Below are 14,274 nucleotides of genomic sequence, written 5' to 3'. Positions count from 1 at the left end.
CATGAGTACCGTGCGCATCGTGCCGTTGTCTAAGCGGCGGGGTCAAAGGCCGTCCCGGGCCTCGAAGTCGGTGTCGTCAGAGCCTGTCCACGCCCAGATTGGCGAACGCCGTCCGCGCCACCTCTCGCCCCCGCCCGGTGAAGTCCCCCTTGCCGGGATAGCTGACGGTGAGTTTGTACATGTCGCCGGTGGAGGTGCGGTAGTAGAAGATCTGGAGTTCGCGCGGGCGGGGGTTCTGACTGTCCGTGGTCCTGTACGTGACGGTGTTCTTGGCGGCCTTCCGGCCCTCGTACGTCTCGTCCTCCGGCCGGGTCTTCGCGTTGGCCGGCATGCTGAGGTCGTACTCGCCGCTCTCCTTGAACCGACCGTCGTCGTCGTACATCTCGGCGGCCGCGGATCCGGCGATGTCGTGGGAGGTGTCCTCCGCCTTCCGGTCCAGGGTCAGGCCGATCCAGATGCTGCCGCTGTAGTCGGCGTACGTGATCCAGTGGGTCTTGTCCGTCTTCCGGTCCGGCGTGGTGGGCTGGTAGTCCGCGGGCACCGCAAGGGTCGCGGCGACGTCCTTGGTGTGCTTCTTGGTCCAGCCGTCCGGCAGCGGTCCCGCGAACGGGTCCGCGATCACCAGATACGCCGCCACCGCGGCAGCGACGACCGCCGCGCCGAGCCCGATCCACGCCTTGCGGCCGAGCCGTGGGCCGCCGCCCGCCGGGACCTCCACGGTCCGCACGATCTGCGTGGGCTCGGGGACGGGCGGGTGGGCGGTGGCCTCCAGGAGCGCCCTGACCTGCGCGGCGTGCGGGCGGCGCGCCGGGTCCTTCTGGAGCAGGCCGTTGATGGCGTCGGCGAGCGGCCCAGGCGCGGCGGCGGGCGGCGCGGGCGTGGCGTTGAGGACCGACTGGAGCGTCGCGGGGGTGTTGCTGCGGCGGAACGGCGAGACGCCCTCCGTCGCCGCGTACAGGACAACGCCGAGGGACCAGAGGTCGGAGGCGGGGCCGGGACGCTGACCCAGCACCCGCTCGGGGGCGATGAACTCGGGCGAGCCGACGAAGCCGCCGGTGTCGGTCAGGTTGGTCTCGCCCTCGATCTGGGCGATGCCGAAGTCGGTGAGGACGACCCGGTCGTACCGGCCGAGCAGGACGTTGTCCGGTTTCACATCCCTGTGCAGGATGCCCGCGGCGTGCGCGGCCTCCAGGGCGCCGAGCACCTCGAGGCCGATTCTCGCCGCTTCGCCCGCCCCGAGGGTGCCCTCCTGCAACGCGTCGCCCAGCGAACGGCCCTGCACCAGCTCCATCACGATCCACGGCCGGCCGTCCACGACCGCCACGTCGTGCACGTTCACGACGGAGGGATGGTCGAGCCGGGCCGCGGCTCGTGCCTCACGACGCATCCGCTCGAAGGCGTTTCCTTGTTCACGTTCGGGAAGATGATCCGGGACGCGAGGTTCCTTGACGGCCACCTCTCGGTCCACCGTCTCGTCCTTGGCCCGCCACACCGTGCCCATGCCACCGTGCCCGAGCTTGGCGAGCAGCCGATACCGGCCCGCGATGAGCCGGCCGACGCCCGGCTCCGGCTGAGGGGCCCTGGGAGGTTGCAGAACATAACTCGTCGTCTCGTCGGACTCGTGGCCGACTCCCCCGCTGCTGCTCATGGGTTCATCCATATCGCGCCAGACCCGCAGGCATCCAGAGGTGACGCGTTCCGGTCACACACCCGTGACGTATCTCTACGGCAAAGTGAACGTGTCGAGCGCCACGTCGAAGTACTCCTTGGCCTCCCGCGCCTTCCCGATCGGCGCCGACACCCATACGTCGTACAGCCGGCCGTCCTCCTCCCAGCACACGTCGTAGGTGTGCCGGGCGCCCTCGGCCGCGCTGAAGCCGTCCCAGGTGAACTCCCAGAACGCGGCGGGGTGTCCGCGGTGCGGGACCGAGGTGACCCGGCCGTCGCGGTAACCGGGGTTCGTCTCCGGGCCCTTGGCGGCCGCGCGCCGCATCACGCCCGTCGGACCCCCGGGTTGGGGGTCGGTCACCTTGATGCCGAGCCGGAAGGTCTCCCCGGACGACAGGTAGAAGACCCGCTCACCCTGCGGCTCACGGGTGAACCCGTCGGGCACGGCGAGCGCGAACCCGGCGGGGTCCTCGGCGACGCGGTAACCGGAGGGGGCGGAGGGGAGGGTCACGGTGGGTGTGGGTTTCGCCGTTCCGGTCCGGCTGCTCGTGGGGGTTCCGGGCACCGGACTACCGGCGGCCGTACGGCCGTCACCCCCGCCCCGGTCCATCAGCAGCACCGCCGCCGACACCCCCGCTCCCGCCGTCACAGCGGCCAGCAGCACCGCCGTGAGCACGCCCCGCCGCCACCGCACCGGCACCATGGGCCCACCGCGCCCGGCCCGCTCCGGCGCCGGGGACCGCCGTAGCGGAAGATCCCGCTGGGTCGGCGTGTACGCCCGCTCGGGCGCCCGGCGCGGCGGCGTGCGGCCCGTCTCCCCGAAGGCCCGCAGCATCCGTTCCGCCTCCACCGCGTCCAGCCGCCGCTCGGGATCGCGCTCCAGCAGTCCCCGTACGACGGGAAGGAGCGGCGCGGCCTGCGCGGGCGGCCGGATCTCGTCGATGACGACGGCGTGCAGGATGCCGCCCAACGAGTCGCGGCGGAACGGGGATTCACCACTGAGGGCCGTGCACAGCAATGCTCCCAGGGACCACAGGTCGGCCTCCGGGCCGGTCCTGGCCCCGGACATCCGCTCGGGCGCGGTGTACTCGGGCGAGCCGACGAAGGAGCCGGTCTCGGTGAGGGTGGTGGCGCCCGCGACCTGGGCGATGCCGAAGTCGGTGAGCACGACCCGGCCGGTGCCGGACTCGACGAGCACGTTGGCGGGCTTGATGTCCCGGTGCAGCACCCCGGCCGTGTGCGCCGCGCGCAACGCGCTCAACAGGTCGGCCCCGATCCGGGCGGCCTCGGCTGCGTCGACCGGGCCGTGCGCGGAGATCCGGTCGGCGAGGGAGCCGCCGTCGATCAACTCCATGACGATGTACGGCCGTTCGTCCTGCTCGACGACGTCGTGGACCACGATGATGTGCGGGTGGGACAGCCGGGCCACCGCACCGGCCTCGCGCAGGGTCCGGTCGCGCTGGAGCCGGGCGTCCTCGGCGGAGAGCGTCTCGTCGAGGGGGATCTCCTTGACGGCCACCTGCCTGCCGAGCAGTTGGTCGGTCGCCCGCCACACCACGCCCATGCCGCCGCGCCCGATCCTCGCCTCCAGGCGATAACGGCCCGCGATCACACGGAAGGTGTCCCCCTCGGTCCCCATGCGCCCCATCATGCCGCAGCGGACGGATACCCTCCGGGGCGGTGACCGGCCAACTCCATCAGCTGTTCGGCTCCTTCCAGCCCTGGAGCACCTTCGTGAACTGCTTGCTGGTGGTCGGCCAGTCCTTCGCGGGCGCCGATATGTAGATCACGTACTCGACGCCGTCCCGGGACATGTACGTCTCCTCCGCGGCCCGGCGCGGCCCGGGGAAGGCGATGTTCTGCGGCAGCGCGGTCCAGGTGTACTCCCACCGGGCGCCCGGCCGGTCCCGGTAGGTGTTACTGACCATGCCCACGCGGTGGTAGTCCTTGAGCCCGTCGATCTGCCGTTCCAGATTGCGCTGGTGGGCGAGGGGGTCCAGGTAGTCCGGCGAGGTGTCCACGGCGATCCGGACGAAGTGCTCGCCCTCGTCCGGCGAGTAGTCGATCTGGGTCAGGCCGTCGGCGGGGGTCCCGAAGACCGACCGCTCCCAGCCCTGGGGCAGATACACGCTGAAGCCCACGGGATCGGGGTAGTGCTTCCAGCCGTCCGTGGCGCCTCCCCCGGTCTGCGGGCTCGGTGTGGGACTGGGCGACGCACTCGACGTACCGCCCGAGTCCCGCCCCTCGTCCCACTTCTGCAGGCCGAACGCGGTTCCGGCGCTCACGATCGCCGCGAGCGCGACCACGAGCACGAAGGACCGCAGGCGGCGGCGTCTGGGTGGGGCGGCGGGGGTCATGGGGCCGGTGCCTGTGTGGGGCGGACCGATGGTGGTGGGGGCGGTCGCCTGCGGGTACGGCGCACCGGCGCCCGAGTGGTAACTCGGGCCCGAGCCCGAGGAGTACGACGGTGCGGTGGCCGGGGCGTACGACGTACCGCTGACCGATGTGCCCGTCGTCGGGGTGCCGAGCCCACTGTGGGAGCCGCTGTGCGCCCCCGGCTCATGGCGGGAACCCACATGTTGCGTCGGCACATACGCCTGTGCCGCGCTCGGTCGCCGTCCCTCCGCCGCCTCGGCGAGCATCTGCTCGGCCTCGGCCGCGTCGGGCCGCACGGCGGGGTCCTTCTGCAGCAGGGCCGCGATGACGGGCCCGAGCGGACCGGCGTGGCGCGGCTCGGCGGGTTCCTCGTCCACGACGGCCTGCATGGTGGTCAGAGGGGTCGTACGGCGGAACGGCGAGCGTCCCTCGACCGCCGTGTACAGCGTGGCGCCCAGCGCCCACAGGTCGGCGGACGGGCCGGGGTCGGCGCCGCGCACCCGCTCGGGGGCGAGGTAGTCGACCGAGCCGACGACCTCTCCGGTGCGGGTGATGGTGGTGTCGCCCTCGATCTGGGCGATGCCGAAGTCGGTGAGCAGGACGCGGCGGTCCTGCGCGAGAAGGACGTTGCCGGGCTTGATGTCCCGGTGCAGCACCCCGGCGGAGTGCGCGGCACGCAGGGCCCGCAGCACCCACAGCCCGATCCGGGCCGCCTCGCGCGCCTCGATACGGCCGTCCTCCTTGACGGCGTCCGCCAGCGAGCGGCCCTCGACCAGCTCCATCACGATCCAGGGCCGGCCGTCGTGGTCGAGCACGTCGTGCACGGTGACGACGGCCGAGTGGTTGATCCGGGCGGCCGCGCGCGCCTCGGCGCGGGTCCGGGCGAGCAGCACGGCCCGGTCGCTCTCGGAAACGTAGAGCGCGGCGGTCAACTCCTTGATCGCCACGGCCCGGTGCAGCACCTCGTCATGGGCACGCCAGACGCGGCCCATGCCGCCCTTGCCTATCGGGTCGGCGAGCCGGTAACGCCCCGCAAGGAGCAGGCCCTGCATCTGATTCACGTTTCCCCGCAATGCTCTTGACGCAGTCAGACTAAGGACCGGCCCGCGCCGAGGGGAACCAGGGGGGCGTCAAGGAGACCTCACTGTGACGGTTGTCGCTTCCGCGAAGGGCCAGTGAACCCGGGGGGCCCGCACGGCGTCCGTCAGCCGGTCACCTGATAGGTGGCCGACGCCTGCTCGTACAGCCGGGTCACCTCGTCCCGCTCCGCCTCCGGACCGCGTACCTGCACGATGTGGTACTTCCCGCCGATCAGGATCGCGACATTGCGTACGTACAGCTCGCGCCCGTCGTCGCCGGTCCAGGTGAACTGCCCCTCGGCCATGCTCCGCGTGCCCACCTGGATCGACTTCAGCCCGGTGGCGGTGGCCCAGCTGGAGTCGCGGTACGGCTGGAGCTCGGGCTCCTTCTCCCGCTGGTAGGCCATGGGATCGTCGCCGTTCGCGGCCGCGGTGTCCCGCCCGGGGACGACGATCAGCTCGAAGTTGCCCTGCGAGTAGACCACTTGACCGCGGCCGTTCCTCGGGGTGCGGTCCCAGCCGCCCGCCACCGCGACCTTGAAGCCCTCGGGGTCGGTGCGCAGGGTGAAGCCGTCGGCGACCTCGGGCCCGGCGGTCTGCGTCTCGGCCGCCCCGCCGGACCGCGACGGCTCGGGGGTCGTCTGCTCGGGCCGCGGCTCACTGCTGGTCGACGGGGACTGCGCGGTACCGGCCTGACTGGTGGAACCTGTCTCCTGGGAAGCTCCCTTGTCGTCGGGATCCGACTTCGGCATGAAGTACATGGCGTAGACGATCGCCGCGGCCATCACCAGCAGGATGAGCAGCAGCAGATTGCGGCCAAGGCGGCGCGGCGAAGGAGCGGCCTCCTCGCGGGCCCGCTTGTGCCGTCCGTGCGTCGCGGGCAGCCCGGCGCGCCGCCTGCGCACCAACTCGCCCCGGCGCCGCACGATCGGCAGCCGGCTCGTGTCCACCGGGGGCGCGGCGACGACATGAGCGCCGGCCTCCGGCTCGGGCGCGGACCGCACCAGCGACCGCAGCCAGCCGCGCAGTTCCTCGAAGTCCAGCCGCTCCGTCGGGTCCTGCCGCAGCAGCGACTCCACGACCGGCCTGAGCGGCCCGCACTCCTCCGCGAAGGCGGGCGGCTCGGCGCACACCAACTGCACCAGTTCGGCCGTCGACTCCTCGGGATAGGGCGCATGCCCCTGTACGGACCGGAACAGCAGCGCCCCGAGAGCCCACAGATCGGTCGCCGGCCCGATGGGCGCGGCGAGTTGCCAGTTCTCGTGCACCGGCCCGGCCTGCTCCGGCGCCCAGCGCTCGGTGACCGGCCCCACCACGGCCATCCGGGCCTGCCGCGCCCGCTCGGCGGCGAGCGCGGTGGCGGGGCCACGGCGGGCGGGAGCATCGGCAGGGGGGAGGTCCTCCCAGCGGGTCGGCGCGGGCACCTGGTCGACGGCAGGCGCAGCGTCGGAAACGGGAACCTCACCCACGGGCGTCGCACCCCCGCCGCGCGGCACGGCACCGTGCCAGGGAGCCGGGCGCGCTCCGTAGGGGTCGGCTATCTGCCCCGGAGCCCCGGCCCCGGGCGCCTGCTCGATGCCGTTCACCGTCGGATGCGGTGACTGTGCAAGGCCGTTGGCCGAAGGATACGGCGGCTGGGTCACGCCGTTCCCCGACGGATACGGCGGCTGCGTCACGCCGTTCCCCGACGGAAACGGCGACTGCGTCAGGCCGTCCATCTGTACGGCGGGGTCGGTGCCGGGTGTTCGTGCGGCGGGGTCGGACTCCGGTGCCGGGCGGGCTCCGGGCAGGGCGGCCCTGCTGCTCTGCGCCTCCTGGACCCGGGCCGCGGCCCGTGCCCCCGCGCGATACGCGGCGATCGCGCCGGCCCGCGCCGCGCGGATGTCCGTACCGGTGTCGGGTTCCCGGCGGACGAGCTCGGCCGAAGCCCCGGTGCCGTTCGCCCCCTCCACCCCGGCGCTGGGCAGCCCACGGGCCTCCCGTGCCTCGATCGCGGCCCGTCGGGCGGCCTCGGGATCGCCTCCGCCGAAGGTGACCGCACCACCCGGGCCCGGTCCGGCGCTTCGGGCGTCCAGCCCGAAGGCGGCACCCGCGCCACCGTTCCCGAGAGCCGTACGAGCGCCACCCGGCCCGCCAGGCACCCCGGCACCACCGCTCCTGCCCACGGCGTCCAACCCACCGGCCGGCCCCGTCGACTGCCCGGGAACCCCGTATCCACCAGGTCCCCCACGTCCGTCGGCGCCACCGGGCCCACCAGCCGGGCCCGCGGCAGACTCACGCGGTCCCGCACCCGCACGTCCACCGCCCAGGCCGCCATCCGCCCCGGCCCCGGACTCCCCGCCTCCGGCGCCCCAGTCACCCGCCTCGACCGGCACCGGGTCGTACCCGCACAGTGCCTCCTCGGCCGCGCCGACCGCGAGGCCCGTCAGCATGACCCGGCCGTCGTCGCAGACCAGCACAGTACGGGCGGTGATGTTGCGGTGCACCCAGCCGTGCGCGTGCAGTACCCGCAGCGCCATGAGCACGTCCGAGGCGACCTCGGCCGCCCGGTACGGCGTCAGCGGCTTCTCGGCGAGCAGTGCCGCGAGCGGTCGCGCGGGCACCAACTCGCTGACGATCCACAGCGAACCGCCCTCGGCGAACACGTCGAAGACCTGGTCGAGCCGCGGATGGTCGGGGATCCGGGCGGCGGCCTGCGCCGCCTCGACGGCCCGCCGCACGGCAGGCTCCGTGGGCCGGCGACTACCACCCCGTCCCGAAGTCCGCCGCGCACCCCGGGGATCCCGGGCCGTGAACCCGTCGGGCAGCCCCTCCGCGTCGAGCACCTCCGCCTCGACGACCTCGGGCAACGGCACCTGCCTGACCAGGACTTCCTGCCCGCTGTAGGTGTCGAAGGCGCGGGTCTCGGTGAGTTCGTACTCGTCGGACGGAGGCAGCGGCAGGCGGTAGCGGTCGGCGAGCACCCGACCCGCATAGTCGTCCACGTTGCCTCCCCCGGCCGCCCGGTTGGTCAATTCCGTTCGTCTTGCGGCCCGTTCCGTACCCATACCTGGATGCGGACGGTCCACAAACACTCACGATACGTGCCGGAGGCAACCCGCAAAGAGGGGATTCCAGATCTCAGGGTCCAAACACATGACCGTTTACCGCAGAGCGCTTCACGACTTCGGTTCGAAGGTACGAGCGAGCGTGTGCCATGTGTCCTTGCGCAGCTCAGTGCCCCAGTTCGCGGCTTTCGCGGTGTACATCAAGGCATATCCGAGATGGCCGTTCACGACGAATCCACGATCGATCGTCCGGTACTTCGTCCCACTCTCCACATAGGTGAACTCCCAGTCGGCCGCGTTCCAGCCTCGGTAGCCCACCTTCTCTATCCGGATCTTGGTGTACTGCGAGCGGCGCATGCCCTGTTCCTGGTTCTCCCAGTCCGCCACCGGGTCGCCCTTGGGCGTGGTGGTCCAGGCGATGAGCAGCTTCTGCCCGTCGGGCCCGGTGAACCGGTCGCCGGCGGAACCGCTGGTCTGGAACTTCCACCCCTTCGGCAGCCCGATCGAGTACCCCTGGCTCCCCCGGTACGTCGAGGTCACCGCACCGTCGTCGGCGGCACCCGCCGAACCGGAGGACCCTTCCGAACTCCGGCCGCTCTCCTCGGTACTCGGCGTGTTCCCGGCCCCCGCGCCGGCCTCCGGCGAGGAGGACGCGGTGGTGGCCTCGTCGCTGCGGGTGCCCCCGCTCTCGTCCTCCTTGGTGTCGGCACTGGTGCTCGCGCCCGCCGTCACCTTGGAGCCGCCGCCCTTCGCCCCGTCGCTGTCGTCCCCGCCCAGCGTGAGGGCCAGCACCGTACCGAGGATCGCGAGCGCCACGACCACGGCGATGATCACCAGAGTCCGCCGCGGCACCACGTCGGTCAGCGGTGCCCTGGGCACCGGCCTCGGCGCCAGGTCCGGCGGTGGCGTCATCACGGGCCATCCCGAACTCCGCCCGTCGGAGACCGCGTTGGCCTGCTGTGTCTTCCCGTCCCGGACCCCGGTCGTCCCACTCGAGGCCGACGTCGTGGCCGACGTCGAAGCCGACCCGGACGGCGCACTCGCCGCGCCCTTCTCCTGAGACGCGGAAGGAGCCGGGGTGGCCGGAGAGGCCGGGGCAGCGGGAGAGGCCGAGACAGCCGGAGCCGCCGACGCGGCCTCGGAGGCCTGGGACGGCACCTTTCCGCCACCGGAACCCGCAGTGCCGCTCCCGGACTTGGTGCGCGTCGCGGCCGCGGACGTCGCCGCGGCCCCGGCGGCCTTGCGCACGGAACGCAGCGCCCCGCGCAGCCCCTCCCCGCCCGCACGCTCCTGCGGCTGTGCCGGCAACGGCACCACCCGGGTCGCGTCCGCCGCGGGTTCCGGCTCGGCCGGCTTCGGCTCGGGCGCGTGGATCACCGCGGTGAGCATGGCGCGGGCACGGCCGTCGTCGAGCCGTTGAGCGGGGTCCTTGGTGAGCAGGCCGTAGATGACGTCCTTGAGCGGTCCCGCGTTCTTCGGCTCCTCCAGCGGCTCGGTCATCACCGCCGTGAGCGTCGCGATCGCGGACCCCTTGTCGTACGGCGGGGCGCCCTCGACCGCCGCGTACAGCAGCCCGCCGAGCGACCACAGGTCGGCCGCGGGTCCCGGCTTGTGCCCACGGGCCCGCTCCGGGGAGATGTAGGAGGGGGCGCCCACGAGCATGCCGGTGGAGGTGATGGACGGGTCGCCCTCGACCTGGGCGATGCCGAAGTCGGTGAGCACGACCCGGCCGTCCTCGGAGATCAGCACGTTGGACGGCTTCACGTCCCGGTGCAGAATGCCCTCGCGGTGCGCGGACCTGAGCACGTCGAGAACCGCGAGGCCCACCTCCGCCGCGCGCTTGGGCTCCAGCAGGCCGTCCTCCCGGATGACCTCGGCGAGCGACTTGCCCTCGACGAGCTCCATCACGATCCAGGGCCGGTCGTCCTCGTCGACCACGTCGTACACGGTCACCGCGCTGGTGTTGCGGATCCGCGCGATCGCCTTGGCCTCACGCAGCGTGCGCGTGATCAGCCGGCGCTTCTCGTCCTCGTCGATGCTGGACGGGAACCGCAGTTCCTTGACGGCCACCGTCCTGCCCAGGGTCTCGTCCTCGGCACGCCACACCGTGCCCATGCCTCCGCGGCCGAGAACTCCTCCCAGCCGGTACCGCCCGGCGAGGAGACGGCCGTTCTCGTCCTGCCGGGATGCTCCCGCCCGCTCCGCGTCCGACATGCGTCCCCTCATGAACCCGCCCTGACAGAGCCTCCATTGTCCCTCACCCGACAAGTGCCCGACGCCCAGGGTGCCCCTGGCTCCGCCGCGCCCGCGGCACGGCCCGGCGATGCCGGCACACAGACCCCGCCGGCCCCGCCGCACCCCTCGGCCCACAGCTCCGCCCGGCCTGGCCCTGCCGCCACATTCCCGTGGTCCGCCCGGGGGGTGGACCCGCACAGCGACGATGAGGACCCCGCCCGCGCGAGCCCGGTTCGAGCGCAGGGAAGCGTGCACTCGCAAGGCACCGGAACGCTCGCGGCCGAGCCTCGGCGGCTCAGCAAACGCGGCGAGCACAAGCCCGGTTCGAACGCAGGGCAGCCACTCGCAAGGCACCGCAGCACTCACGCGACGGAGCCACGTCGACGGCTCAGCAAACACGGCGAGCACAAGCCCGGTTCGAACGCAGGGCAGCCACTCGCAAGGCACCGCAGCGCTCTCGCGGCCGAGCCACGTCGGCGCTTCGGCAACGCGGCGAGCGCACGTGCCAGGCGTCGCGCGGCAAGCGGCCCACGGCCCACGGAGTCCACGCGGCGCACGTGAATGTGACGACAGGGCTCAGGGTCTCCTCCGCCGCACCTGCCCCCCAGGCTGGCCACACCCCGTCGGCGCCCGGCCGCCACCCGGCCTCCGGTGCTCCCCGGCACCACGGCGGCCACCCCCGCGTGGACCGGGTGACGCCCCTGTTGCGCAACCCTGCATGATGGCTCCGACAAGGAAGGACCCGCCATGCCGCCGCTTCGGACACTCCTGGTCGTTCTTGTGTCCCTGGCGCTGCTCGCCCTGGCCCCGGCAGCCTCCTCGGCACCCTCGGCCCCGCCCACGGACGCGGTGCTCCCGCTGCTGGTCGCGCGGGGCGGCGCTCCCGCCGCGGCGCTCCTGGCCCGGGATCAGAGCGAGAGCCGTTACGCCGAGGCGGGCCCGGGAATCGCCCGCGCCGACCACTTCCGCGCCGGCAGCATCACCAAGACCTTCATCGCGACGGTCGTCCTCCAACTTGCCGCGGAACACCGGCTGAAGCTGTCCGACACCGTGGAGCGGCACCTGCCCGGCCTGGTGCGCGGAGCGGGCAACGACGGCCGCGCGCTGACCCTGCGCGCCCTGCTCACCCACACCAGCGGCCTGAACGACTTCACCGCGGACACCCGGGGCCTGATCCCCCTCACTCCTGCTCAAGCCGTCCGTATCGCTCTCACCCACCCTCCGGCCGACCCCGGCCGCTACTCCTACTCGAACACCAACTACGTCCTGCTCGGCATGTTGATCCGTCAGGTCACCGGCAACTCCTACGCGGTCGAGGCCGAGCGGCGGATCATCGCCCCGCTGCGCCTGACCGGCACCTCCTTTCCTGGTTCGCGCACCTCTCTGCCCTCTCCACACGGTCGTGCCTACACCGCCGACGGGTCCGACATCACCGCGCTCGACCCGCGGGTGGCCGGGGCCGCGGGCGAGCTGGTGAGCACCCTCGCCGATCTGGACCGCTTCTACGCGGCGCTGCTCGGCGGACGGCTGCTGTCCCCGTACTGGCTGCACGAGATGACGGACACCCGCACCGCACACGGCCTGTACGGCATGGGGCTGTTCCCGGTGAAGCTGCCGTGCGGCACGACGGTGTGGGGGCACAACGGCCGCATCACCGGCAGCTACGTGCGCACCGCAGCCACGGTCGACGGCCGTCGCGTCCTCACCTTCCGCGTGAACACGACGTCGATCGCAGACCCCGACCTCGAAACGGCCCTGCTCGCCGCCGAGTTCTGCCCCCGCACCTCGTAGAACGACCGGGTTCCGACCGAAGATCCCGACCCACGACACTCGTTCGAGTGATGCTCGGCCCAGTGGTACTGCGTCCAATCACGCTGGGTCCAGTGACGCTCGGACCAGTGACACGCGGTCGAGCCGCATGCCGAACTCGCCCGGGGCTTCAGAGCGGCGCGATGTCCGGCGCCCCCAACCGCGCCGCGTCCGCGGTCAGGTCGTCCGGCTGCCGCTGCGACTCGCGCTCCGCCTCCACCCGCTTCTCGTAGTGCTCGACCTCGCGCTCGATCTGGTCCTTGTCCCAGCCGAGCACCGGCGCCATCAGTTCGGCGGCCTCGCGGGCCGAGCGCACACCCCGGTCGAACGTCTCGATGGAGATACGGGTGCGCCGGGTCAGCACGTCGTCCAGGTGCCGCGCGCCCTCGTGCGAGGCGGCGTAGACGACCTCGGCACGCAGATAGTCGTCGGCGGCCTGAAGCGGCTCGCCCAGCGTGGCGTCCGAGGCGATGAGGTCGAGGACCTCCTCGGCAAGGGCGCCGTACCGATTCAGCAGATGCTCCACGCGGACGACATGGAGCCCGGTGCGCGCCGCTATCCGCGCTCGCGCGTTCCACAGCGCCCGGTAGCCCTCGGCGCCCAGCAGCGGCACGTCCTCCGTGACGCATTCGGCGACCCGGGTGTCGAGTCCGTGCACCGCCTCGTCGACGGCGTCCTTGGCCATCACCCGGTAGGTCGTGTACTTGCCGCCCGCCACCACGACGAGTCCCGGCACCGGATGCGCCACGGTGTGCTCCCGCGAGAGCTTGCTGGTGGCGTCCGACTCCCCGGCGAGCAGGGGCCGAAGGCCCGCGTACACGCCCTGGACGTCGTCCCTGGTCAGCGGCACCGCGAGGACCGAGTTCACGTGCTCCAGCAAGTAGTCGATGTCCGCGCTGGAGGCGGCCGGGTGGGCCTTGTCGAGGTCCCAGTCGGTGTCGGTGGTGCCGATGATCCAGTGCCGACCCCAGGGGATGACGAACAGCACGGACTTCTCGGTGCGCAGGATCAGCCCGGTCGTGGAGTGGATGCGGTCCTTGGGCACGACGAGGTGGATGCCCTTGGAGGCGCGGACGTGGAACTGTCCCCGCTCGCCGACCATCGCCTGGGTGTCGTCGGTCCACACCCCGGTCGCGTTGACCACCTGCTTGGCGCGGATCTCGTACTCCCCGCCCGCCTCGACGTCCTGCACCCGGGCCCCGACCACGCGCTCGCCCTCGCGCAGGAAGCCGGTCACCCGGGCGCGGTTGGCGGTCTTGGCGCCGTAGGCGGTCGCCGTGCGCACGAGGGTGGCCACGAAGCGGGCGTCGTCCATCTGTGCGTCGTAGTACTGAAGTGCCCCGACCAGCGCGTCCTTCCTCAAGGCGGGCGCGACGCGCAGGGCGTGACGGTGGCTCAGGTGCCGGTGCGTGGGCAGACCCCGACCGTGCCCGCGGGCCATCGACATGGCGTCGTAGAGCGCGACGCCCGAGCCGGCGTACAGGCGCTCCCAGCCCTTGTGCTGCAAGGGGTACAGGAAGGCCACGGGCTTCACGAGATGCGGGGCGAGCCGCTCGAGGAGCAGTCCGCGCTCCTTCAACGCCTCGCGTACGAGGGCGAAGTCGAGCATCTCCAGATAGCGCAGACCGCCGTGGATCAGCTTGCTGGAGCGGCTGGAGGTGCCCGACGCCCAGTCACGCGCCTCGACCAGCCCCACGGACAGGCCCCGGGTCACCGCGTCGAGCGCGGTACCCGCACCGACCACGCCGGCTCCCACCACCAGGATGTCCAGTTCGCGCTCGGCCATTGCTGCGAGTGACTCGGCACGCTGTGCCGGCCCCAGTGTCGCTGTCCTCACCACTGCCTCCCGCTGTCGATCGCGCTGGTCTCACACGTACCGGCCCGTGTCCAAAGTCTGACCGGCTTGCCCGACTTCGGCCACTAGTCACCCTCAGCCTGTGGATAACTTTCACCGCCGCGTACCCCGAAGGCCACTCCGGCTCACAACCCTGCAGGAAGACACACGGACCCAATGCCGTATTTCGGTCATATTTACTCCTAGTCTGACATTGCGCTCGCTC

The 14,274-nt window shown here is 72.3% G+C and carries 7 protein-coding genes; 1 reads left to right on the top strand and 6 read right to left on the bottom strand.

Features of this window, described 5'->3' with window-relative positions:
* Positions 1-76: 76 nt before the first annotated feature.
* The 5 genes from BFN33_RS27895 to BFN33_RS27875 all read right to left on the bottom strand — a co-directional run bounded on the left by BFN33_RS27895 (position 77) and on the right by BFN33_RS27875 (position 10,384).
* Positions 77-1,648, bottom strand: coding sequence for a serine/threonine-protein kinase (locus tag BFN33_RS27895; protein WP_069762877.1), 1,572 nt, complete (start codon positions 1,646-1,648; stop codon positions 77-79).
* 75 nt (positions 1,649-1,723) lie between these two features.
* Complete coding sequence (locus tag BFN33_RS27890; RefSeq protein WP_069762876.1) at positions 1,724-3,307, bottom strand: serine/threonine-protein kinase; 1,584 nt, start codon at positions 3,305-3,307, stop codon at positions 1,724-1,726.
* A gap of 58 nt (positions 3,308-3,365) precedes the next feature.
* Positions 3,366-5,096, bottom strand: coding sequence for a serine/threonine-protein kinase (locus BFN33_RS27885; protein WP_069762875.1), 1,731 nt, complete (start codon positions 5,094-5,096; stop codon positions 3,366-3,368).
* Positions 5,097-5,248: 152 nt separating this feature from the next.
* Entirely contained in the window at positions 5,249-8,107 is a 2,859-nt protein-coding gene (locus BFN33_RS27880) for a protein kinase (RefSeq protein ID WP_370743323.1), read from the bottom strand.
* 174 nt (positions 8,108-8,281) lie between these two features.
* Positions 8,282-10,384, bottom strand: a complete 2,103-nt coding sequence (locus BFN33_RS27875) for a serine/threonine-protein kinase (RefSeq protein WP_069762873.1) — start codon at positions 10,382-10,384, stop codon at positions 8,282-8,284.
* Between the two features lie 768 nt (positions 10,385-11,152).
* On the opposite strand from BFN33_RS27875, the gene BFN33_RS27870 reads away from it, so the two are divergent.
* Positions 11,153-12,196 carry a serine hydrolase gene (locus BFN33_RS27870; RefSeq protein ID WP_069762872.1) on the top strand — a complete coding sequence of 348 codons (1,044 nt, stop codon included), beginning with the start codon at positions 11,153-11,155 and terminating at the stop codon, positions 12,194-12,196.
* A gap of 148 nt (positions 12,197-12,344) precedes the next feature.
* On the opposite strand, the gene BFN33_RS27865 is transcribed toward BFN33_RS27870, so the two are convergent.
* The gene (locus BFN33_RS27865) at positions 12,345-14,051 is read right to left on the bottom strand and encodes a glycerol-3-phosphate dehydrogenase/oxidase (protein ID WP_079141039.1); all 1,707 of its coding nucleotides are present in this window, start codon (positions 14,049-14,051) and stop codon (positions 12,345-12,347) included.
* Between the last annotated feature and the right edge of the window lie 223 nt (positions 14,052-14,274).

Origin of the sequence: Streptomyces sp. LUP47B (assembly GCF_001746295.1) — a bacterium.
GTDB lineage: Bacteria > Actinomycetota > Actinomycetes > Streptomycetales > Streptomycetaceae > Streptomyces.
Note: the sequence above shows the minus strand (reverse complement) of the source record. Positions and strands in the feature narration are given on the sequence as shown.